Source organism: Streptomyces sp. NPDC050535, assembly GCF_044457665.1.
Classification (GTDB): domain Bacteria; phylum Actinomycetota; class Actinomycetes; order Streptomycetales; family Streptomycetaceae; genus Streptomyces.
Genome location: NZ_JBITHE010000012.1, coordinates 61,689 through 82,026 on the forward strand (window position 1 = coordinate 61,689; position 20,338 = coordinate 82,026).

The 20,338-nt window shown below is 69.6% G+C and carries 18 protein-coding genes and 1 pseudogene; 11 read left to right on the forward strand and 8 right to left on the reverse strand.

Going from position 1 to position 20,338, the window contains the following annotated elements:
• Window positions 1-230 precede the first annotated feature (230 nt).
• Genes ACIBLC_RS25430 through ACIBLC_RS25455 form a run of 6 tightly spaced genes read left to right on the forward strand, consistent with a single transcriptional unit; the run spans window position 231 to window position 5,822 of the window.
• Window positions 231-1,910, forward strand: coding sequence for an ATP-binding protein (locus ACIBLC_RS25430; protein WP_399213487.1), 1,680 nt, complete (start codon window positions 231-233; stop codon window positions 1,908-1,910).
• A complete protein-coding gene (locus ACIBLC_RS25435) occupies window positions 1,907-2,317 on the forward strand; it encodes a roadblock/LC7 domain-containing protein (RefSeq protein WP_383678037.1) in 411 nt (136 codons plus the stop codon). Before ACIBLC_RS25430 ends, ACIBLC_RS25435 begins: the two co-directional genes overlap by 4 nt.
• Window positions 2,314-2,661, forward strand: a complete 348-nt coding sequence (locus ACIBLC_RS25440; RefSeq protein WP_399213488.1) for a DUF742 domain-containing protein — start codon at window positions 2,314-2,316, stop codon at window positions 2,659-2,661. The genes ACIBLC_RS25435 and ACIBLC_RS25440 overlap by 4 nt, the downstream gene beginning before the upstream one ends.
• A complete protein-coding gene (locus ACIBLC_RS25445; protein ID WP_399213489.1) occupies window positions 2,642-3,316 on the forward strand; it encodes a GTP-binding protein in 675 nt (224 codons plus the stop codon). Before ACIBLC_RS25440 ends, ACIBLC_RS25445 begins: the two co-directional genes overlap by 20 nt.
• Window positions 3,313-4,566: a cytochrome P450 gene (locus ACIBLC_RS25450; RefSeq protein WP_399213490.1), complete on the forward strand. Its 1,254-nt coding sequence runs from the start codon at window positions 3,313-3,315 to the stop codon at window positions 4,564-4,566. Before ACIBLC_RS25445 ends, ACIBLC_RS25450 begins: the two co-directional genes overlap by 4 nt.
• Complete coding sequence (locus ACIBLC_RS25455) at window positions 4,563-5,822, forward strand: cytochrome P450 (RefSeq protein ID WP_399213491.1); 1,260 nt, start codon at window positions 4,563-4,565, stop codon at window positions 5,820-5,822. The genes ACIBLC_RS25450 and ACIBLC_RS25455 overlap by 4 nt, the downstream gene beginning before the upstream one ends.
• A gap of 52 nt (window positions 5,823-5,874) precedes the next feature.
• Here ACIBLC_RS25455 and ACIBLC_RS25460 read toward each other — a convergent pair whose 3' ends face one another.
• The 4 genes from ACIBLC_RS25460 to ACIBLC_RS25475 form a co-directional block, all read right to left on the reverse strand.
• Window positions 5,875-6,966: a hypothetical protein gene (locus tag ACIBLC_RS25460; protein ID WP_399213492.1), complete on the reverse strand. Its 1,092-nt coding sequence runs from the start codon at window positions 6,964-6,966 to the stop codon at window positions 5,875-5,877.
• Entirely contained in the window at window positions 6,963-7,943 is a 981-nt protein-coding gene (gene tgmB / locus ACIBLC_RS25465) for an ATP-grasp ribosomal peptide maturase (RefSeq protein WP_399213493.1), read from the reverse strand. Before tgmB ends, ACIBLC_RS25460 begins: the two co-directional genes overlap by 4 nt.
• On the reverse strand, window positions 7,940-8,161 hold the full coding sequence (locus ACIBLC_RS25470; protein ID WP_399213494.1) for a hypothetical protein: 222 nt from the start codon (window positions 8,159-8,161) through the stop codon (window positions 7,940-7,942). The genes tgmB and ACIBLC_RS25470 overlap by 4 nt, the downstream gene beginning before the upstream one ends.
• A 224-nt stretch (window positions 8,162-8,385) precedes the next feature.
• Window positions 8,386-8,775: a hypothetical protein gene (locus tag ACIBLC_RS25475; protein ID WP_399213495.1), complete on the reverse strand. Its 390-nt coding sequence runs from the start codon at window positions 8,773-8,775 to the stop codon at window positions 8,386-8,388.
• 129 nt (window positions 8,776-8,904) lie between these two features.
• Between ACIBLC_RS25475 and ACIBLC_RS25480 the strand changes: the two genes are divergently transcribed.
• Window positions 8,905-10,254, forward strand: coding sequence for a hypothetical protein (locus ACIBLC_RS25480; protein ID WP_399213496.1), 1,350 nt, complete (start codon window positions 8,905-8,907; stop codon window positions 10,252-10,254).
• A 44-nt stretch (window positions 10,255-10,298) separates the two neighbouring features.
• On the opposite strand, the gene ACIBLC_RS25485 is transcribed toward ACIBLC_RS25480, so the two are convergent.
• Complete coding sequence (locus ACIBLC_RS25485) at window positions 10,299-13,241, reverse strand: NACHT domain-containing protein (protein WP_399213497.1); 2,943 nt, start codon at window positions 13,239-13,241, stop codon at window positions 10,299-10,301.
• A 112-nt stretch (window positions 13,242-13,353) separates the two neighbouring features.
• Here ACIBLC_RS25485 and ACIBLC_RS25490 point away from each other — a divergent pair, with 112 nt between their 5' ends.
• Window positions 13,354-13,566 carry a hypothetical protein gene (locus ACIBLC_RS25490; protein WP_399213498.1) on the forward strand — a complete coding sequence of 71 codons (213 nt, stop codon included), beginning with the start codon at window positions 13,354-13,356 and terminating at the stop codon, window positions 13,564-13,566.
• Window positions 13,567-13,640: 74 nt separating this feature from the next.
• Window positions 13,641-14,759, forward strand: a complete 1,119-nt coding sequence (gene serC / locus ACIBLC_RS25495) for a phosphoserine transaminase (protein ID WP_399213499.1) — start codon at window positions 13,641-13,643, stop codon at window positions 14,757-14,759.
• Window positions 14,760-15,064: 305 nt separating this feature from the next.
• Here serC and ACIBLC_RS25500 read toward each other — a convergent pair whose 3' ends face one another.
• The gene (locus ACIBLC_RS25500) at window positions 15,065-16,597 is read right to left on the reverse strand and encodes a cellulase family glycosylhydrolase (protein WP_399213500.1); all 1,533 of its coding nucleotides are present in this window, start codon (window positions 16,595-16,597) and stop codon (window positions 15,065-15,067) included.
• A gap of 181 nt (window positions 16,598-16,778) precedes the next feature.
• On the opposite strand from ACIBLC_RS25500, the pseudogene ACIBLC_RS25505 reads away from it, so the two are divergent.
• Window positions 16,779-16,856, forward strand: a pseudogene (locus ACIBLC_RS25505) (TetR/AcrR family transcriptional regulator C-terminal domain-containing protein); the annotation flags it as partial.
• 34 nt (window positions 16,857-16,890) lie between these two features.
• On the opposite strand, the gene ACIBLC_RS25510 reads toward ACIBLC_RS25505, so the two are convergent.
• Window positions 16,891-17,865, reverse strand: a complete 975-nt coding sequence (locus ACIBLC_RS25510; protein WP_399213501.1) for a WD40 repeat domain-containing protein — start codon at window positions 17,863-17,865, stop codon at window positions 16,891-16,893.
• A gap of 124 nt (window positions 17,866-17,989) precedes the next feature.
• Here ACIBLC_RS25510 and ACIBLC_RS25515 point away from each other — a divergent pair, with 124 nt between their 5' ends.
• Window positions 17,990-18,664, forward strand: coding sequence for an SGNH/GDSL hydrolase family protein (locus tag ACIBLC_RS25515; protein ID WP_399213502.1), 675 nt, complete (start codon window positions 17,990-17,992; stop codon window positions 18,662-18,664).
• 17 nt (window positions 18,665-18,681) lie between these two features.
• Here the strand turns inward: ACIBLC_RS25515 and ACIBLC_RS25520 are convergent, their stop codons facing one another.
• Entirely contained in the window at window positions 18,682-20,217 is a 1,536-nt protein-coding gene (locus ACIBLC_RS25520; protein WP_399213503.1) for an MFS transporter, read from the reverse strand.
• Window positions 20,218-20,338: the final 121 nt, after the last annotated feature.

The following is a 20,338-nucleotide window of genomic DNA, read 5'->3' on the forward strand; positions in this document are numbered from 1 at the left end:
GCCTCCAGGATGCCCCCGGGCACTGACAGTGACCAATGTGTCACTGAGTGACCGTCACGTTCACCTGTTCGAATGATCGTCGGCTTTACCCGACCGGGAACAAAGAACCTTCCCAATCCGATCACGAACTCTCATATAGTGACCGTCAGTTGAGCACCAGGTGTCGCTTCTCGCCTCAGGAACCTCGCTCCCAGGACCCTCGCCCCAGGACACGACCGAGGACACGATTCATGACCGCGCCAACCGCGCCCATCCCCCCCGGCGAACGACCCACCCTCCGCGCCGTCGCGCCCGCTCCCCTGATCACCGCCGTGTTCGCCGCGCTCGCGGTCGTCGGCGCCGTCTACCTGGCACCCGGCTCGGTGCGGGTCCCCCTCGCCTGGGGCGCGGGCGCCGCCGCCGTACTGCTGTGCGCGGCCGTCGCCGTCACCGCCCATGCCGTACTGACCTCGAGACTGCTGCGCCGTCGCCTCGGCGCCGTGACCCAGGACGCCGGACGGCTCCTCCAGGAACGGGCCCGGCTCACCGAGGAGTTCAACCAGGAGCAGGCCCGGCTGACCGGTGACGTCGCCCGCGAGCGGACCCGCCTGGCCGAGGTGTCCGCGCAGGAACGCATGCAGCTGAGGGACACCGCGTCGCGCGAGCGCGAGCGGCTGACCGAGACCGCAGCGCGGGAACGCGCGCTCCTCATCGAGGAGTTCGACGCCGACCGGCAGCGGCTCACCGATGAACGCGACCGCCTCACCGCGGAGAACACCCGGCTGGCCGAGCGCGCCCGGCAGGCCACCAGTGACCGCGCCGGCGCGCTCGCCTCGACCGCCAACGCGGCGGGGCGGATGCAGGCACTGTCCACGGGCATGCTCGCCGACCTGCGCGCCATGGAGGAACGGCACTCCGACGAGGAGGTCCTCGCCGACCTGCTCCACCTCGACCACCGCACCGCGCAGGCGGGCCGGCTCGCCGACTCCGTCGCCATCCTCTCCGGCGCCCGCTCCGGCCGCCGCTGGGCGCGGCCCATCGTCATGGAGTCGATCCTGCGCGGCGCCATGGGCCGCATCGGCGGCTACCAGCGCGTCCGCATCCACTCCGCCAGCGACGCCGCCGTAGCCGGGCACGCCGCCGAGGGCGTGATGCACGCGCTCGCCGAACTCCTCGACAACGCCGCGAACTTCTCCCCGCCGACCGCCGAAGTGCATGTGTACGTCGAGGAGGTCCCGGCCGGCGTCATCGTCTCCGTCGAGGACAGCGGCCTGGTCATGGGCGACGTCCAACTGCGCCGCGCCGAACGCGCCGTGGCCGGCGAGGGCGTCGAACTGGGCGGCCTCACCGGCACCCGGCTCGGCCTCGCCGTGGTCGGCCGGCTCGCCGTCAAGCACGGCCTGAAGGTGTCCTTCCGGCCCTCCGCGCGCGGCGGCACGGGCGTCCTCATGCTCGTACCTCAGGACCTGCTCACCCTCCCGGCCGCCCCGCTGCCCGCCGACGGCGGTTCCGAGCCCGCCCGGACCGCGGCCGTCGAGCCGCTCCCCGAGCCGTCGTACGCCGCCGCCCGCGACCTCGACCCGGACCCCGTCCCCACCCACGACTCGCCGCGGCACGAGCCGGAGCCCGCGTCGGCCGGCAGCCTCCCCAAGCGCCGTCGTGGCCGCACCCTCGCGCACGCCGAGCGCAGCCGCTCACGCGCCACGCCCCCGGGCGGCTCCGACTCCCGTACCGCCGATGCCGCCAAGTCCCGCGGCGACCGCTTCAGCAGTTTCCGGCAGGCGGTACGCGGCGCGGCGCAGGGTGCCGCGGACGCCGAACGCATCGAAGGAGACCTCGAACAGGAAGGGGCACGGAACACGGCCTCCGCCGCCCCGTCGCCCCAGCAGTCGCCCTCCCACTCGCAATCGAAAGGCCACACCACTCCATGACCGGCAGCACCACCACCGCTGACGAGAAGCTCTCCTGGCTCATCGAGGGTCTCCTCGAGCGCACCCCGGGCACACGGCACGCGCTCGTGCTCTCCCGTGACGGCCTGAAACTGTGCCGCACACCGGAGCTCTCGGTCGACCAGGCCGACCAGCTCGCCGCGATCGCCGCCGGCATCCAGTCGCTGTCCCACGGTGCCTCCGTGGAGTTCGGCGACGGGAGCGGAGGCGTGCGGTCCGCGATGGCCGAGTTCTACGGCGGGGTCCTGTTCATCGTCGAGGCGGGCGACGGCGCGCACCTGGCGGTGGTCACCGCCGAGGACGCGGACGCCGGCCTGGTCGGCCACAACATGAGCGAACTCGTGGAACAACTCGGCGAACACCTGAGCGCGCCGCCGCGCACCTCATGAGCCGTCCGGGCAGGGACGACGCGCCCGACCGGCTGTACACCCTCACGGGAGGGCGCAGCCGGTCCGCGCCCGACACCCCGTTCGACCTGGTGACGCTGGTGGTCGCCGAGTGCGATCCGGCGGCCGGCATGCAGTCGGAGCACGCGACGATCCTGCGCTCCGCCCAGCAGCCCACTGCGGTCGTCGAACTCGCGGCCGAACTGCGGCTGCCGGTGAGCATCACCAAGATCCTGCTCTCCGACCTTCTCGCCAACGGCCGCGTCAGCGCCCGTCACCCGCACACCGCCGCTCTTCCCGATCCCGACATCCTGGAGCAGGTGCTCGTTGGACTCCGTAACCTCTGACGCTCGTACGCCCGTGCCGGCAAGCTCCGACACCCGTACGCCCCTCTCCGCGTCGGCCGCCAACGGCCTCAAGATCGTCGTCGTCGGCGGTTTCGGCGTCGGCAAGACGACGCTGGTCCGCTCGGTGAGCGAGATACGTCCCCTCAACACGGAGGAGACGATGACCCAGGCGGGCGAGGCGATCGACGACATCAGCGAGGTGCGCGGCAAGTCCGCGACCACCGTCGCCTTCGACTTCGGCCGCATCACGCTCGACGCCCGCAACGTGCTGTACCTGTTCGGCGCACCGGGCCAGGAACGCTTCTGGTTCCTCTGGGACCGGCTGTTCTCCGGCACGCTCGGCGCGGTCGTCCTCGTCGACACCCGGCGCATCGACGACTCCTGGTACGCCATCGACCGCCTGGAGCACCACGGCACGCCGTTCATCGTGGCCTGCAACGACTTCGGCGGCGCCGCGCACACTCCTGCCCAGATCCGCGAGGCCCTCGACCTCGACCCCCACATCCCGCTGGTCGACTGCGACGCCCGCTCACGGGAGTCGAGCAAGCGGGTCCTGATCACGCTGGTCGAGCACATCCAGAGCCGGTACGCCGCCCAGAGCGCACCCGGAGCTGACGGCGAAACCCCCCTCAAATCACCGGAGTTGGCCCTGTGACCTCCGCCGCACCCGTGCCCCTCACCGGGACCCGGTTCCACTCCGAACCCGCCGAGCTTTACCGGGAGTTGCGGCGCGACCACGGTGCCGTGGTGCCGGTGCTGCTCGACGGTGACGTACCGGCCTGGCTGGTGGTCGGCTACCGCGAACTCCACCAGGTCACCGGCGATCCCGTGCTGTTCAGCCGGGACTCCGAACTGTGGAGCCAGTGGCCGGACATCCCGGACGACTGGCCGATGCTGCCGATGATCGGCCGCAAGCAGCCCTCGATCCTCTACACGGTCGGCGAACGCCACCGCGAGCGCGCCACGATGATCAGCGACGCCCTGGAGGCCGTGGACCCCTTCGAACTGCGCGGTCACGCCGAGAAGTTCGCCGACGAACTCATCGACTCGGTGAGCGCCAAGGGCGAGACGGACATCATCGGGGACTACGCGGCACTGCTGCCCGTCCGGGTCCTCGCGACGCTCTTCGGCTTCACGGACGAGCAGGGCCCCGGCCTGGTCAGCGCCCTCAACGCCATGATCAACGGGACGCCGGACGCACTCGCGGGACAGCAGCATCTCGGCGCTTCCATGGCGCAGTTGGTCGCCGACCGGAAGGCGACGCCCTCGAACGACGTGGTCAGCCGCATGCTGGCGACGGCACTCGCCCAGGAGGCGGTGACCGAGGGCTCCGGCTTCACGGACGAGGAGATCGTCCAGGACCTGATGGTCATGCTGGCCGCGGGCCACCAGCCGACGGCCGACTGGATCGGCAACTCGCTGCGCCTGATGCTGACCGACGACCGTTTCGCGGCGTCGCTGTTCGGCGGCCGGCACAGTGTCGCCGAGGCCATGAACGAGGTCCTGTGGGAGGACACGCCCTCCCAGAACATCGCCGGCCGCTGGGCCTCCCGCGACACCCAGCTCGGCGGTCGCCGCATCCGCTCCGGGGACATGCTGCTCCTCGGCCTCCAGGGCGCCAACTCCGACCCCCAGGTGCGCACCGACGGCTCCGCCCTCACCGGCGGCAACAACGCGCACTTCTCCTTCGGCCACGGCGAGCACCGCTGTCCGTTCCCGGCGCAGGAGGTCGCGGAGGTCATCGCGCGGACCGGGATCGAGGTCGTACTGGACCGGCTGCCGGACATCGATCTGGCCGTGCCCGCCGAGTCGCTGACCCGGCGGCCCTCCCCGTGGCTGCGGGGCCTGACCGAACTGCCCGTGCGCTTCACTCCCACCCCGGCCCTTGGAGGGACCTCCGCATGACCACCACCGGCACCGGCACGAGCACCGGCACCAGCACCGAAGAGACCCGTATCGTGCTGGACCCCTTCGTCACCGACCTCGACGGCGAGAGCGCCAGGCTGCGCGCGGCGGGTCCGCTCGCCGCCGTGGACCTGCCCGGCGGTGTTCCGGTGTGGGCGGTCACCCATCACGCCGAGGCGAAGAAGCTGCTGACCGATCCCCGGCTGGTGAAGGACATCGAGGTCTGGGGAGCCTGGCGGCGCGGTGAGATAGCCGCGGACTGGCCGCTGATCGGGCTCGCGAACCCCGGCCGTTCCATGCTCACGGTGGACGGCGCGGACCATCGCCGGATGCGGACGCTGGTGGCGCAGGCGCTGACCCCCCGCCGGGTGGAGCAGATGCGGGACCGGATCGCCAAGCTGACGGCGGGCCTGCTGGACAACCTGACTCCGGGTGTCGCGGACGGGACCGTCGATCTGAAGGCGGAGTTCGCCTACCCGCTGCCCATGTACGTCATCGCCGACCTGATGGGCATCGACGAGGCGAAGCTGCCGCGGCTCAAGGAGCTCTTCGAGAAGTTCTTCTCGACGCAGACCCCGCCCGCGGAGGTCATCGCCACGCTCACCGAGCTGGCCGGGATCATGGCCGAGACGGTCGCCGCCAAGCGCGCCGAACCGGGCGACGACCTCACGTCCGCGCTGATCCTCGCCTCCGAGAACGGCGACCACCTCACGGACGCGGAGATCGTCTCCACCCTCCAGCTGATGGTCGCGGCGGGCCACGAGACGACGATCTCCCTCATCGTCAACGCGGTCGTCAACCTGTCGCTCCACCCGGAGCAGCGCGCCCTGGTCCTCTCCGGCGGTGCCGACTGGTCCGCGGTGGTCGAGGAGACCCTGCGCTACTCCACGCCCACCTCGCACGTCCTGATCCGCTTCGCGACCGAGGACGTTCCCGTCGGTGACCGGGTCATTCCCGCGGGGGACGCGCTGATCGTGTCGTACGGCGCGATCGGCCGCGACGAGCTCGCCCACGGCCCCTCCGCCGGCGACTTCGACATCACCCGCGTCTCCCCGAACCGGCACATCTCCTTCGGCCACGGCCCGCACGTGTGCCCCGGCGCCGCCCTCTCCCGCCTGGAAGCGGCGGTAGCCCTCCCGGCCCTGTATGAGCGCTTCCCCGACCTCGACCTGGCAGTCCCGGCGACCGAACTCCGCAACAAGCCGGTGGTGACCCAGAACGACTTGTTCGGTCTGCCGGTGCGGCTGGGGAACTGAGGCCTTGGCGAGCGCCGGACGGGCAGACATCAGCACGTCCGGCGCTCGCCGATCACGTCGCGTCACCTCTGGGCAGTTCCCACGCGGGCCCGTCGGGCGACCCGTACCAGACGACCTGCCGACTCGGCGAGACGGTCACGCCGAACTCTTCACGGAGCGGCACCCCGGGGAAGACGGCGGCGAGCCCCTCGACGACGTCCCACAGGCGCCGCGGCCCGATCTGGCGCACCGCGCCGGACACGTGAGCGGTCGCCGTCGAACCGTCCTCGGACCACAGACCGACAGCGGTGAGCTCCCCGTCCTGATCGCGCCAGGAACACGAGTTGTGCCCGGGCAGAGCGATCGACAGCGGGAACCGCAGGCGGTCGAGGACATCGGCCGGCGCCACCTTGGTATCCGTGGGTTCCCTGTCACGTACGGCCTCGAAGGCGGGCGCGACGGTCGGGACGCGGCGGGGCATGAAATGCGCGGGTGTCGGGAGAAACCGTCCGGTGGCGTGTCCGGGCGCGGTGATGGTGGTGCGCAGGACGCCGTTTCCGATGGGGGCGACGATGACCCCGCCCGGGGCGGCCTGGTCGAGAAACGCCGTCGGTACGGACCGGAGGGCGGCGGTGGCGATGATGCGCGCGTACGGGGCACGCGCAGGGTAGCCGCGGGCTCCGTCGGCGCCGGTGACGAACGGGCGGTATCCGGCCTGTTCGAGTCGTTGGACCGCACCTTCGACGAGTGCCAGATCGACGTCGACACTGGTCACATTGTGGTCGCCGAGCCGGTGCGAGAGCAACGCGGCGTTGTAGCCGGTGCCCGTGCCAAGCTCGAAGACCGTGTCACCGTCTCGCACGTCAAGTGCGTTGAGCATGGCCAGCATGAGGGCTGGTTCGCTCGATGAGCTGGTGGGGAGTCCGTGTTCGTCGAGTTGCGTGGTGAGTGCCTGATCGGAATACACGGCCTCCAGGTGACCGGGATCGCCCCAGTAGACCGTCCGCCACGATCTGTCATCGGCTTGGGCGTAGAAGCGGGGCACGAAGACGTGCCGGGGAACGGCCGCGAACACCTCAGCCCATTCGGTGGCGTGCTGGGGGTCGAGATCGGCGGCGAACCTATGCCGCATCGCGGCCGACGCTTTGGTGTCCGGCCAAGTCATTCGTTGCCTCCTTGCAGGTAGTCGGCGTGCGCGGCGGCGATGGGCAAGCCGGTGCGGTTCTCGACCCATGCCCACGTACCCGCGGGGTTGTTCTCGAAGAACACCCACTCGTCATCCGGGGTCACAGCGAAGTCGAACGACCCGAACACGATCCCGTAGGACGCCAGGAAGCGCCGCACGCCGTGGGCGACGTGGTCGGGGACGGGGGTCGTGCCGTACTCGATGTGCTGGTAATCGGTGCGCCAGTCGGTGCGCGCTTGTGCCGAGGTGGCGTGCAGGGTCCCGCCGAACACCCGCTCGCCGACGACCACGAGGCGTACCTCGTACGCCTTGTCGATGGCTTCCTGAAAGTAGTGGGCGGTACCGCGAATGCTGTCGTCGAAGTCCTCCGGGTCGACATGGTGTGTGGCCACCATCAGGGCCCGGCCATCGTCGACGGGGAGTCGCCCGCCGAGTACGGCTTTGCAGATGAGCGGAGCGTCGACCTGCCTCGCGAAGGCGCGGGCGGCACCGGGGTCGTTGGTGATGAGGCTGCGCGGCACCTTCAAGCCGCAGCGTGTCGCGGCGGTGAGCTGTTGGGGCTTGTGCGCGGCGATCCGGTCGTGATGGGGATTGTTGATCCACCGGACGCCCGGCAGGGCCGCGAGCAGGTTCAGCAGAGCGGCATCGGCCTGGTTCTGAGCCCATGTCGCGTACGGCTCCGGGATCGTGTCGGCGATGGCGGAGCGTCCGGGCCGCCTCCAGTAGACCGCCCGGACGTCCTCAAGCCGCGCCGTCCGGCGCCCGTCGTCCAGTACCCCGGTCCACCCCGGCTCCGTCGGCTCGTGGCGGGCCGTGAGCATGAGCTGTTGGGGGAACGTGGCGGCGTCGAACCGTACGACGGGTACATCGCGCTGGTTCAGCTGATCGACGACCATGTCCGCGGCCGCGTCGAGCTGTTCGGCGACGACGAGCACAGGGCGGGCGGTGGCGGTCATGACGTGGGCGCGAGGTACGGGTCGGCGACGTCGTCGCCTTTGCCGTCCTGGTTGGTGTCCGTCGTCGATGCAGCCATGTCCCCCGTGTGCCAGGGGGTACCGTCCGCGTTCTCGTTCAACTGCCGCTCGCTGTTCCACGTCACGCCCTCGATCGAGGTGGTGACCAGGCAGGGCGGCGCTGCTGCCCTCGCGGCGAAGGGGATCGTGGCTGTCGTCATGCTTCCTCCCAGGGACTTGGTGATTGATTCACGGGACCCGCCGCGCGCCCGGCCCTTCCTGTGTGCTCGCCGTTCGACGGGCGCAGCAGGGCACATGGCGGAGGTTCACGGGGTGACAGTGCTGTAGAGAGCGACACCGAAGGCGGTCACGGCCAGGGCGACAAGGACGGTCGTGATGACGATTTCGCCGATCCGTGATCGGTACCGGTGTCGGTGCGGCACGGTCACGGCGCCTGGCGTTGGCGGTGCACGTCGAGCAGGGCGTGCGTCGCGTTGGCGAGATTCCGCGAGTAAGTCCATGCCGTGTAGTCGCTGGTTACTGACGTGGGTCTGAGACGGGCGTCGAGCAGTCGGTACAGGACGCGGAACGCGGTTCGGACGCCGGAGTTGTCCTGCTGGCCGGCCGGATAGTCCTCGCGCAGCAGGCGGCGAGCATGTTCGGCCAGTTCGTCTGTGTGCCGGTCGATTGCGTCGCGTGGCGGTACGTCGAGCCGGGTCGCGGTGACCTCGTCGATCGCCTTTTGGATCGTGTCGGCGTCGATCGGCAACTCGGCGCGGACATCGGGCCGTACCTCCTCGTCCGTACCGGATTCGTACTCTTCGGTCATGGTCATCACCGGGCCCCCTTGTAGGCCGAGATCATTCGGGGTTCGCTGAAGAGGTAACCGCGCGGTCACCCTCCGCGGGTACCGTTGGAAGCCGGTGGGAACGTGAACGCCATGAATGCCGTCGGGAGTTGAGGCATGGCCACGAACAAACGCGCACCCAACCCTGCTCTTGCGGGGCTGCTCGACCAGGCGAAATTGACACGGACACAGCTCGCCCAGCGCGTGAACCGCCTCGGCATACAGGCGGGGTTGGATCTCCACTACAGCCAGTCCACCGTTTCGCACTGGATCGCCGGTGCGCGCCCGAAACCCGAGGTCAGGGCCCTGGTCGTCGAAGCGTTGTCGGCGCAGCTCGGCAGGCCCGTCACACACGCCGAAGCAGGGCTCACACCCGCCCCGTCCATCCTGGGGTCCGAATCGGCCGACACTGTCGAGGGGTTGATAGACCTCGGAAGGGCGGACATGGACCCGTCCCGTCGCGGCGTGCTCGCCGCAGGCGTGTTCTCGGCGGCTCTTGCTGTGCCTGGCTTCTCCACCCCTGCGTACGCCACAGGCCAGCCGGCCGGTCCCGGCAAGCGGACGATCCGTATCGGCGCCTCGCAGGTCGCGGCAGTGCGCACCACGACGGACCGGATCGCGGACATCCTGGACGAACTCGGCGCGGGGCACGCGCGGCCGATGGCTGCCGCGTTCCTCGTCAACACGGTGGGGCCCTGGCTCCGTGCGCAGGGGAGCGAACAGGTACGCCAGGACATGCTTGCCGCAGCGTCCGACCTCACGTACCTGACGGGGTGGATGGCCATGTACGAAAAGGCCCATGGCCTCGGCCAGACCTACTACGTCAAGGCGTTGAAGCTGGCGAGCGAAGCGCACGACCACGTGACCTACTGCCGGACGTTGCGCGGCATGAGCTTGCAGGCATCCAATCTCGGCCACGGGCAGAAGGCATTGGAGCTCGCGGACTCGGCCGCGGAGGCCGCGCCGGCCGCGGGGCCTCGTCTGGTGGCATTCCTACGAGGACAGCAGGCCCACGCGGCGAGCATGGTCGGTGATCGGCAGATGGCCCACGGGCGTCTGAGGGAGGCCGAGGCCGCACTCTCCAGGGCGGACGACCGGCGGGACGCGATCGGCGGGTACGACCAGACGGCGTGGCTGTTCCACGTTTCCCATGTGCTGCACGAGGAGCGCGACCTGCCCGGCAGCATCAAGGCTCTCCAGCAGTCCATCAAGGTGCAACCGAAGGTGGAGAGGCAGGGACGCGTGCACTCGTACGCGCTGCTGGCACAACGGCAGTACGCCTACGGGCATCTCGAGGCGTCGTGCAACTCGTGGGGACGTTTCCTGGACGACTACGAGCATGTGTCCTCCGCCCGCGGCGATGACCACTTCGAGACGATGCGCACGCAACTCGGCAGGCACGCGAAGGCACGTCCGGTGAGGGAACTGACCGCACGTGCGCGCGAGGTCGCGGCGTTGAAGAACTGACGGTTCGGTCGAGGTGTGAGCGTCGAGCCCCGCTTGGGAACGCCTCAGGTGCGGGGGCGGGGCTTGCGGGTGATGGTGCCGGGTGGGAAGTGCTCGGTGCCGAGGACTTCGTCCGCCCGGTGGATGGTGATGGTGAGGTCGGCCATGCCGCGCAGTGGGGTGAGGTCGACCTGCCGGTGGTCCTCATAGCAGTTGATCGTCAGCTTCTTGAGGTTGGGAAGTGCCCTGGCCACCGTGGCAAGGTCGTCTTCTGCCTCCCAGGGTCCCAGCCAGAGCTCTTCGATCTGCGGTGCGGGCGGGAGCTCGGCAAGCATGGACAAGCCGGCGCCTGCCTGGAGCATGAGGTAGTTGAGCTTGGGCAATTCCGAGACCTGGGAGAAGCCGTCCAGAGAGCCACACAGGTTCAGCATGGTGAGGTTGGGCCAGCGGGTGATGCCCTCAAGGGTGCGGAGATGCCCGCAGGATGTGACGCCGAGCCATAGGTCGGTGAGATCCGCACCGACCGGCAGTGCTTCAAGGCTCTCGTACGGGAGCTTCAAGTCGAGGCCCAGTCTTTTCAGACGGGTCAGGCCTTGGAGAGCATCGAGGTGTACCGCCGCACACCCGAAGACGTCGAGGCTGGTGACGGACGTACCAGCCAGAGGCATCAGGTCCGCGACGTTCCGGCAGCGGTGCAAGGAGATGCTGGCCAGGGACGTGTACGCCTGGAGGAAGTCCAGGTCGTCCAGCACAGAGTTGTCAAGGACCCGCAGCATCTGAAGCTCTTCCGGCTTGATCGCGCTGGTGATCTCGCTGCTCGTGAAGCTCCCAGCGAAGGTGACACTGCTGGGAGTGCGCAGGTGGCGCAGGGCCGTAAGTTGCTCCGCTGAGCGCACTGTCATATGGGGGAAGCCCGAGATGTGGGCGAGGACTTCGCGTGCGTAGTCCTCGGTGTCGAAGTTGCCCCAGTCCTCCTGCAGCGTCGACTGAACGCTGGTGTCGGTGCTTGCGCGGAATTTCTTCATGACGGTGAGAGCGGCATCGCCGCCGATACGGCCAGCGGTGCTGACGACGGCCTGAGCTTCGTCGTCCTCCAGCCCTTCGGGGCCGGGAAGCAGGTCGAGGATCACCGGGCCGACTGCAGCCAGGGTTATGGCCTCGTCGACGCTTCGTGGAGGCAGAAGCGCGGCCGTACGCCGCTGAACGTCCTCGCGCACGGCCGGGTCGAGTTCCGTCGCGTGTTCCAGACAGGCCGTGGCCAGCAGATGCAGACGGTTGCGATGTCTGGGGGTGCGGTCGCCTCGGGTGATCAGGCGGCGAAGGAGACTGGCACGTTCATGGGGACGCGCGTGAGCCACTGCCATGCGCAGGACGTCCTCCCACTGGTCGTCATGGGCATGCCGGACCAGCAGGGGGATGTCACGTGCCTCGACGGCGGCTTTGGCACCGAGGTAGTCCTGGAAGGTGCGGTGGACGAAGTCGATCGTGTCGGCGGTGGGCTGCCGTAGGAGCCCCGAGCGGGCGAGCAGGTGGCTGAGGACAGCATCGGCGTCGGCCTGTCGCGCGACGTGGGGCATGGCGGGCAGAGCGTCGTCGATGAGGGCTCGTGCGGTGTCGTGGTCGAGTTCCGTCTGACCGTTGCGGATGAGCCAGTAGCCCAGTCGCTGGAGGAGCTGGATGCTCTGGTGTTCGGTGAGGGTGAGACCTTCGGGGGCGTCGATGTCGCGTTCACTGTCACGGCGGTGCAGCAGCATCGACAGGGCGGCTTCGTAGAGTTCCATGCGTCCGTGCGGCAGGTGGCCACGCCGGTCGCGATGAAGGGCGCAGACCAGGGCGCACAGCAGTGGAGTAGTCGTCAGCCGGGCCAGGTCGCGCTGCGAGCGCACGGTGTCCTTCAGCGCCTCTTCCAGAGTGGCCAGATCGGCGCGCTCCTGAGCGCTGGTGGCGTTGGCGGCGGCTGCGGTGTGCCAGCGGGTGACGAACACCGACACATCACGGGTGCTCATCGGCCGTACGGTCAGTTCGGTGAAATCACTGTCGGCCAGCCAGCCCTCGGGCACCGCGGAAGGCCGGGTGGTGACGAGGTAGGCCGCCTGCGGGTAGGCGGCGAGCAGCTCACGCAGCCACTGCCGGGTCTTGGCGCGCTGGGCCTGCGGTACTTCGTCGAGGCCGTCGACGAGCAGAAGAACACGCCCGTCGATCAGGGCCCGATCAGCCCAGCCGGCCGGCTGGGCATCATCGCGCGGGCAGCCGATCGCTGCCAGGTATTCGTGCGGGGCGGGCAGTTCATCGCGTCGCACCAAAGTACGCAGCGGCAGCACGAACGGCAGGCAGCCTTCCAGGTGGGCCAGCTCGGGCGGCAGGCTACGGCGGGCAGTGGAGACGGCAAGCCACTGCACCAGAGTGGACTTGCCGCTGCCGGCCAGCCCCCGGACCAGGGTGCGCCGCTGTCCTGCCAGGGCCTGCTCGGCCCGCTCCACCCGCACCTCCATCCCCCCGACGGGCCCGGCTCCCATCCCACCCCCGCCATCGGTCGTCCCAATGCCGCGGACACGGGTGGCGAGCTCCAGGCTGAGATAGGCGGCGTCCAGCGGCCAGCACGCCCGCTCCGGCCGGGACAGATCCAGCCCGATCACGGACAGCTGCCCGTAACGCTGCTCCACATAGCGCCGGTACCAGTCCTCGAACCGCCTTTCCGCATCCGGAACGGCGTCGTCCGTCGGCCCGGCGGGCGCAGCAGGAGGCAGAGCACTGGCCCGCAGCCGCAGCAGCGGTTCGGCCTCGGTCCTCAGTGCCGCCGCGAGTGCCACGACGGTCGCCTCGCTGGGCATGCCGGTCCCGTTCAGCGCCTGGCTGACCGTGGTGCGCCCCAGCCCCGCCCGCCCCGGCAGAGCGGTCATCGACAACCGCCGCTGCACCCGCAGACTCCGCAGCCGCTCCTTCAGCTCGGCCAGCGCTTCCTGCCGGTCTCCGCTCGCCCCCACCCCGGCCCCCTCCACGGACAGCATCGTCCCCGTTGTTCAGGCCCGTTCATCTTCGTCCATCCGAACACCGCTGTACGCGGCTTCGGACACCTTCCTTCCATCGCCCCGCTCACGGAACGGAACGGAAGGAGCCCTCATGACGACCTCACCCACAAACCTGGCACTGCTGACCCTCGCTCTGCTCGTCAGCTTCCTGCTCGCTCTGCTGGTGGCTGTCATCGCCGGCCTGCTCGCCCGCTGGGACGGCGCCACCCCGCCCGCCACGCTGCTCCGCGCCGGGATCGCCTTCGGCGGCACGCTCACCCTGCTCACCGCCATGGTGGCGCTGGTGGCCGGGATCGTGACATAACGCGCATGGACACCCCGTCTCACCCGACGGACGACGTTTCACCCGGGTTTCCGGAAACGGCTAGGCTCCGCGTCGTGGCCGATATCGAGATTCCCGCTGACATCAAGCCCGCCGACGGTCGTTTCGGCGCGGGCCCCTCCAAGGTGCGTACGGAGGCGCTGGACGCCCTGGCGGCGACCGGCAGTTCCCTGCTCGGGACGTCCCACCGGCAGGCTCCGGTCAAGAACCTGGTCGGCAAGGTGCGCGAGGGCGTGAGCGAGCTGTTCTCGCTGCCCGAGGGGTACGAGGTGGTGCTCGGCAACGGCGGCTCCACCGCGTTCTGGGACATCGCGACCCACGGGCTCATCGAGAACAAGTCGCAGCACCTCACCTTCGGCGAGTTCAGCTCCAAGTTCGCGAAGGCGGCCAAGCTCGCCCCGTGGCTGGCCGAGCCGACCGTGATCTCGTCCGACCCGGGCACCCACCCCGACCCGGCGGCCGAGGCGGGCGTGGACGTCTACGCGTTCACCCACAACGAGACCTCCACCGGTGTCGCGGCCCCCCTCAGGCGGGTGGCCGGCGCCGACGACGGCTCCCTCGTCCTGGTGGACGCCACCTCCGGCGCCGGCGGCCTCCCGGTCGACATCGCCGAGACCGACGTCTACTACTTCGCCCCGCAGAAGTCCTTCGCCTCCGACGGCGGCCTGTGGATCGGCGTCTTCTCCCCGGCCGCGATCGAGCGCGCCGAACGCGTCCACGCGAGCGGGCGGCACATCCCGGAGTTCTTCTCGCTGCCCACGGCGATCGACAACTCCCGCAAGAACCAGACGTACAACACCCCGGCCCTCGCCACCCTGTTCCTGCTCAACGAGCAGCTCGAGTGGATCAACGGCCAGGGCGGCCTGTCCTGGTCCTCGGCCCGTACGAAGGACTCCTCGACCCGCCTCTACACCTGGGCCGAGAACAGCAAATACGCCACGCCGTTCGTCACCGACCCGGCCAAGCGCTCGCAGGTCATCGGCACGATCGACTTCGCGGACGAGATCGACGCCGCGGCCGTCGCCAAGGTCCTGCGGGCCAACGGCGTCGTCGACACCGAGCCCTACCGCAAGCTCGGCCGCAACCAGCTCCGCGTCGCGATGTTCCCGGCGGTCGACCCGGCGGACGTCGAGGCCCTCACCAAGTGCGTCGACTACGTGATCGAGAAGCTCTAACCGGTCACGGTCTGCCGACTTCTTCCAAAAGGCCTGGTCCACCAGCCGCTCCGGCTGGTGGACCAGGCCTTTCCGTACCCCGAGCAGATTCCGGGAGGCCGCCCAGCTCGCGGCGGAACCGCCTTCCGGAATGTACGACGCACCGTCACAAGCGGGCCTCGGCAGAGCCGTTACGCGTTTCCTGTGACCGCGTTCATCGACGAGATCATCGCGCAATACCCGAACGGCCTCGCCGAGACTTCAGCGCCCAGCGAACCACCGGGCACCCTTCCCTCATCCAGCCCGTCCAGCCGTACGCTTCAGCCTCACGTGGCCGTGCAACTCACCGTGGGAACACCCCCGCCCCCGGGCGCGCCCCCGAACCCGAAGGTCGCCGAGCCGCCCACCGCCACGGCCCCGTTGTGATCGGCGTTCGTGGCCGTCACGATCGTCCCGTTCTGCCTGTACGAGGCGTTCCACATGCTGGTGACCTTCTGGGTACCGGGCCAGCTCCACGTCGTCGTCCAGGACTTCAGCGCGGTCGAGCCGGAGTTGGTCACCTTCACCTCGGCGTTGAAGCCGCCGCCCCAGTCGCTGCTGACGGTGTACACGGCGGTGCAGGCGGCCGTGCCACCTCCCGGGTCACCGGGATCGCTTCCTCCCGGTGACGGCGGAAACCCCGGCGCCTTGACACTCGCGAGGTACCCGTCCTTCACCGTGTCCACGGTTGTCCAGTCGTCCTTCAGGATCCCGCCCGTGTCACCGGAGTTGGGGTTCCACGACCAGAAGGTCCAGGAGATGCTGTCGGCGCCGTACGTACTCGTGGGGCGGAGGTAGCTCACCAGCGCCGCGAGCCACTTCTGGTCGACGGTCGACTGGAGTGTCGTACCGAACTCGCCCACCCACACCGGCGCGAGGTTCTGCTTGAAGATGTAGCCCCAGTACTTGTCCCAGACACCCGGCATGTTGGCGGGGAAGGACGGATCGCTGAACCAGCTCTGCTGGGCCACGCTCGTGGCGTAGTCGTGGGCCGAGTAGACGACCCGGCCCGGCACGTCCAGCTGTACCGGGTACCGCGCGACCCCCATCAGGTTGCCGCCCCACCAGCCCGACACCCCGTCGACCGTCTGCACGCCCTCCACGAAGACCAGCAGCTCGGAGTTGACGGACAGGACCGCGTTCCCTGCGCGCTGAGCGGCGAGGCGCCAGTCCCTCGTCGTGTCGCCGCAGCCCCAGCAGGCGGGATCGTGCGGCTCGTTGTGCAGGTCGATGCCGATCACCGTCGGGTCGCCCTTGTAGCGGCTCGCCAGAGCCTTGAGGTTGGTGATCCACGTCGTCTCGGGGACCGTGGACGTGTACCAGAGCGCGGACTGGCCGCCCGCGTCCGGCCGGTGCCGGTCCAGGATGACCTTCAGGCCGTCCTGACCCGCGTACGCAACGATCCTGTCCATGATCTGGAGCGGCGTGAGGCCCTGTAGGTCGGCGTTCTTGCCGCCGGAGAAGTCGATGCTGTTGGCCACGGCACCGCTCTTGAGGATGTCGTCGCTGTACGGCAGCCGGACGGTGTTGTACCCGAGCGACCTCATCTGGTCGATCATGCTCTTGTAGTCGCGCGTCCAGAGCCCGTGGACGGCGTTGTTGGACGTCTCGAACCCGAACCAGTTGATGCCGGCGATCCGTACCGGCTGTCCTGCGGCGTCCAGGATCTGCCGTCCACTGGTGTGCCAGTAGCCGGCTCCGGGCTCGGCGGCGGCCGCCGCCACGGCTGCCGGGTCCACCTGTGCGGCCTGGACTCCGGCCAGCGGTAACAGGAGTGCCGCCGCGGCAGCACCCAACGCTCTTCGCAAGCTGCGGAACATGTCGCTGCTTCCTCTCGGGAGACGCGGCCCCGGAACGGGTGGGAGCGCTCCCACCGCACCACGCATCCCATAGAAGGCATCTTTCGTGGACACGTCAATGAGTCGTGCGGCATTCGGAACACTGGAGTCCCGGATGCCGCACGACGTCGGCCGCTTCGGCGGCTGCTCCACTTGCTGAGCCTTCGGCCCCGGCTTCGACCACTTCGAGTTCGGGCTGCAGCGCATCCTCGACGGGCTCGAGACGTTCGTCGAGCGCCGCGATCGCGGCTGAGGGAAGAGCCCGCCCCCGTGGTTCAGCCCCTGCGGCGCAGGCGGCGGAGTCCGAACACCGCGCCCAGGAAGACGGCGACGGCGAGCGCGCCGACCCTGACGTCGGAGTCCATGCCGTCGCCGTCGGAGGTCGCGTCCGTGGAACTCCCGCCTCCCGAGGGCGACTTGGAGTCCTTACCGCCGCCCGGCGCGTCCTCGGCGTTCACGGGGCTCTGCGCCCCCTCGCTGCCGAACATCAGCTTCGAGCCGTCGGCGGTATAGGTGACGGACTCGCCCTGCCGCTGCAGGGGCACGCTCAGCCGCCCCTGTTCCTTGATCTTCCCGCCGTTCCACGCGTACGCGTGGCCGCCGAAGTAGGCGCGCAGCGCGAGCTGTTTCCCGTCGGGCGAGAAGGCTCCGTCGGTGACCTGGATGTCGACGGGGGCGACGCTGCGGAAGACGTTGGTGCCGGAGGCGGAGAGCTTTGCGGGGCCCTCGTAGAGGTGGCCGCCCACGTCCTTCTTGTCGGCGATGTAGACCCGCCCGGTCTTCGGGTGCACCATCAGCGCCTCCGCGTCGCGGGGCCCGTCCGCGTACTTCACCACGTACTGGGTGGCGCGGATCGTCTGGTCCTTCAGCTCCTTCGGCTCGGGCAGTCGGTAGATCCACACGTGGTTCCAGGTGCCGCCGAGGTTGTCGCCGATGTCGCCGACGTACAGGTTGTCGTCGGGTCCGATCGAGATGGCCTCGATGTCGCGGGGGGCGCCGACGCCGGTCATGGTGATCGTGGCGACGGTCTCGCCCGTGGCGCTGTCGACGGCGTAGAGGTAGGCGCCGTCGTCGCTGTCGTTGTGGGTCCAGTAGACGCCGGGGTGGGCGTGCGAGGCGGCGAGGCCGCTGGACTCCGTGATGCGAGGGTCCTTGATCGTGAAGCCCTCGTCGCCGTCGGCGGCGAAGGCGGGCACGGCGAACGCACCCACGAGCAGGACCCCGGCAAGAAACGCGAGTGTTCGGCGCATGGCCCAAGCCTGCCACCCCGGACGGGCGTTCACATCGGCCTTCCCGGCCGACCCGTCGCGAGGCGTGTCAGGACTCACATCCGCACCGTCCATGCCGCCCACCGCGATCGTCCATGATGAGCGAATGCTCAGGTTCATGCCCGTCGGCGATTCCATGACGATCGGAAGCGCCGGCGAACACACATGGCGTTACCGGATGTGGCAGCACCTGCGCGAGACGTACCCGGGCCCGTTCCGGATCGTCGGCCCGCGCGAGACCCTCTACGACAAGGCGACGGGATCGCCCGACTCCTACGAGTACGCCGACCCCGACTTCCCCCGCGCCCACCTCGCCGGCTGGGGCGAGGGCTGGGTCCACATGACCCCGCTGATCCGCGAGGCGGTGCGGACCCAGCGGGCGGACGTACTGCTGGTCTCGCTGGGCCTGATCGACCTGGGCTTCTACACGAACGCGGCCCAGACGGCGGACACCGCCCGCGCCTTCATCGCGGAGGCCCGCGCCGCGAACCCCCGCATCCGCATGGTCGTACTCCCGGTGATCCCGAACGTCCGCGCCGAGTCCGACGTCCCCTTCGCCACCGAGGTCGCCTCTTTCAACGAGCTCCTCGCCAAGGCCGTCGCCGACCTCGACGAACCCCGCTCCCCTCTGCTCCTGGCGTCCACTCCCCCGTCGTACGACACCACCTTCGACACCTACGACGGCACCCACCCGAACGAGAACGGCGAGCACCGGATCGCGGAGGGGTTCGCGGAGGCGATGTACCAGGCGTGGGATCTGGGCGAGCCGTACTCCGGCTGAGCCCCGACACGCCGGGCTCAGCCCAGGTGGACCGGGGGCGCGCCCTCGATGTGCTGTTGCTTCCCGGCGTTCACCGCGAAGGCGGTGACCAGCAGGCCGGCCAGGAACAGGGCCGCGGCGGCGGCGAAGGCCATCGTGTAGCCGTGGGTCACCGCGTCGCCGGCCTTCGCCACCAGGGTGAGGTCCTTGGTGGCCAGGCCCTGGTAGAGGGACGAGGCGGCCTCGGGGAGCCGGTCGTTCGCCGCCGACGTGGAGACCGTCGAGAGGATCGCCAGGCCGAGCGCGCCGCCGATCTGCTGGGCGGTGTTGAGCAGTGCCGAGGCGACCCCGGTGTCGTCGTGGGAGACACCGCTGACCGCGCCGAGCGTCATCGGGACGAAGGTCGCGCCCAGGCCCAGCGCCGTGACGAACATGGCGGGCATCAGGTGCCCGGCGTACGAGGAGCCGGGCTCCAGGGTCGCGAACCAGAACATGCCCCCGGCCGCCACCAGCAGACCCGGTCCGGCGATCACGCGCGGCGCGAACCGGGCGACCAGCTTGGAGCTGACACCCGCGGCGGCCGCCATCCCGAAACTGATCGGCAGAAAGCCGAAGCCGGTCTTCACCGCGCTGTAGCCGAGGATCAACTGCATATACAGCGTGAGGAAATAGAAGGTGGCGAACATGCCCGCGCCGATGAACAGCATCGTGGCATAGGAACCCCAACGGCTCCGGTCCGCGAACAGCCGCAGCGGCATCATCGGGTGCGTGGTCCGGGCCTGGAGGAACAGGAATGCGACGAGCAGGACGACCGCCGCGCCGAAGGAGACCAGCGTGAGGCCGTTGGTCCAGCCCTGGTCGCCGCCGCGCGTAATGCCGTAGACCAGGGTGATCAGTCCGCCGGTGCCGGTGATCGCGCCGGGAACGTCCAGCCGGCCGTGGTGGCGTTCGGCCTCGACGAGGGTCCGTGTCCCGGCCAGCACGGCGAGGCCGATGGGGATGTTGACGAAGAACACCCAGCGCCAGTCCAGCACATCGGTGAGTACGCCGCCCAGCAGCAGGCCGACCGTGGCGCCGATGCCGGCCATGCCCGCGTACACGCCCATCGCGGAGTTGCGCGGCTTGCCCTCCGGGAACGTCGTGGTGATCAGGGCCAGCGCGCTGGGCGCCGCGAACGCCGCCCCGACGCCCTGGAGTATGCGGGCGCCGATCAGCAGCCCCTCGTTCGGGGCGAGGCCGCCGAGCAGCGACGCGAGCGTGAAGACGGCGATGCCCGCCTGGAACATCCGCCTGCGCCCGAACAGGTCCCCGGCCTTGCCGCCGAGCAGCAGCAGACCGCCGAACGCCAGCGCGTAGGAGTTGACGATCCACGCCAGGTTCGAGTCCGACACCCCCAGGTCGGTCTGGATGGCGGGCAGGGCGATGTTGGTGATCGTGGCGTCCAGGACCACCATCAGCTGGGCCGCGGCGATCACGACCAGGGCGAGTCCGAGGTGCCGTCCTCCGGTCGCGGGACCGGGACCGGAGGCGTCCGGTCCCGCCGGGGCGATGACAGCGGCGCTGTCAGCAGACATGGGAATACTCCAAAGGTGGGTGCGAACCCAGAAGGGAACTCAATCGATTTCCCGGAGAACGGAAACGACCCGAAAAGTCAACTTCCATTCCCGGAGAGAAAGCCGGGGCGTACGGAACCGG

Coding starts and splice junctions, on each gene's coding strand:
- ACIBLC_RS25440 (WP_399213488.1), top strand. CDS start 2,314: ATGAGCCGTCCGGGCAGGGACGACGCGCCCGACCGGCTGTACACCCTC.
- ACIBLC_RS25490 (WP_399213498.1), top strand. CDS start 13,354: ATGACGACCTCACCCACAAACCTGGCACTGCTGACCCTCGCTCTGCTC.
- ACIBLC_RS25460 (WP_399213492.1), bottom strand. CDS start 6,966: ATGACTTGGCCGGACACCAAAGCGTCGGCCGCGATGCGGCATAGGTTC.
- ACIBLC_RS25515 (WP_399213502.1), top strand. CDS start 17,990: ATGCTCAGGTTCATGCCCGTCGGCGATTCCATGACGATCGGAAGCGCC.
- ACIBLC_RS25430 (WP_399213487.1), top strand. CDS start 231: ATGACCGCGCCAACCGCGCCCATCCCCCCCGGCGAACGACCCACCCTC.
- tgmB (WP_399213493.1), bottom strand. CDS start 7,943: ATGACCGCCACCGCCCGCCCTGTGCTCGTCGTCGCCGAACAGCTCGAC.
- ACIBLC_RS25485 (WP_399213497.1), bottom strand. CDS start 13,241: ATGCTGTCCGTGGAGGGGGCCGGGGTGGGGGCGAGCGGAGACCGGCAG.
- ACIBLC_RS25480 (WP_399213496.1), top strand. CDS start 8,905: ATGGCCACGAACAAACGCGCACCCAACCCTGCTCTTGCGGGGCTGCTC.
- ACIBLC_RS25455 (WP_399213491.1), top strand. CDS start 4,563: ATGACCACCACCGGCACCGGCACGAGCACCGGCACCAGCACCGAAGAG.
- ACIBLC_RS25500 (WP_399213500.1), bottom strand. CDS start 16,597: ATGTTCCGCAGCTTGCGAAGAGCGTTGGGTGCTGCCGCGGCGGCACTC.
- ACIBLC_RS25475 (WP_399213495.1), bottom strand. CDS start 8,775: ATGACCATGACCGAAGAGTACGAATCCGGTACGGACGAGGAGGTACGG.
- ACIBLC_RS25470 (WP_399213494.1), bottom strand. CDS start 8,161: ATGACGACAGCCACGATCCCCTTCGCCGCGAGGGCAGCAGCGCCGCCC.
- ACIBLC_RS25435 (WP_383678037.1), top strand. CDS start 1,907: ATGACCGGCAGCACCACCACCGCTGACGAGAAGCTCTCCTGGCTCATC.
- ACIBLC_RS25520 (WP_399213503.1), bottom strand. CDS start 20,217: ATGTCTGCTGACAGCGCCGCTGTCATCGCCCCGGCGGGACCGGACGCC.
- ACIBLC_RS25510 (WP_399213501.1), bottom strand. CDS start 17,865: ATGCGCCGAACACTCGCGTTTCTTGCCGGGGTCCTGCTCGTGGGTGCG.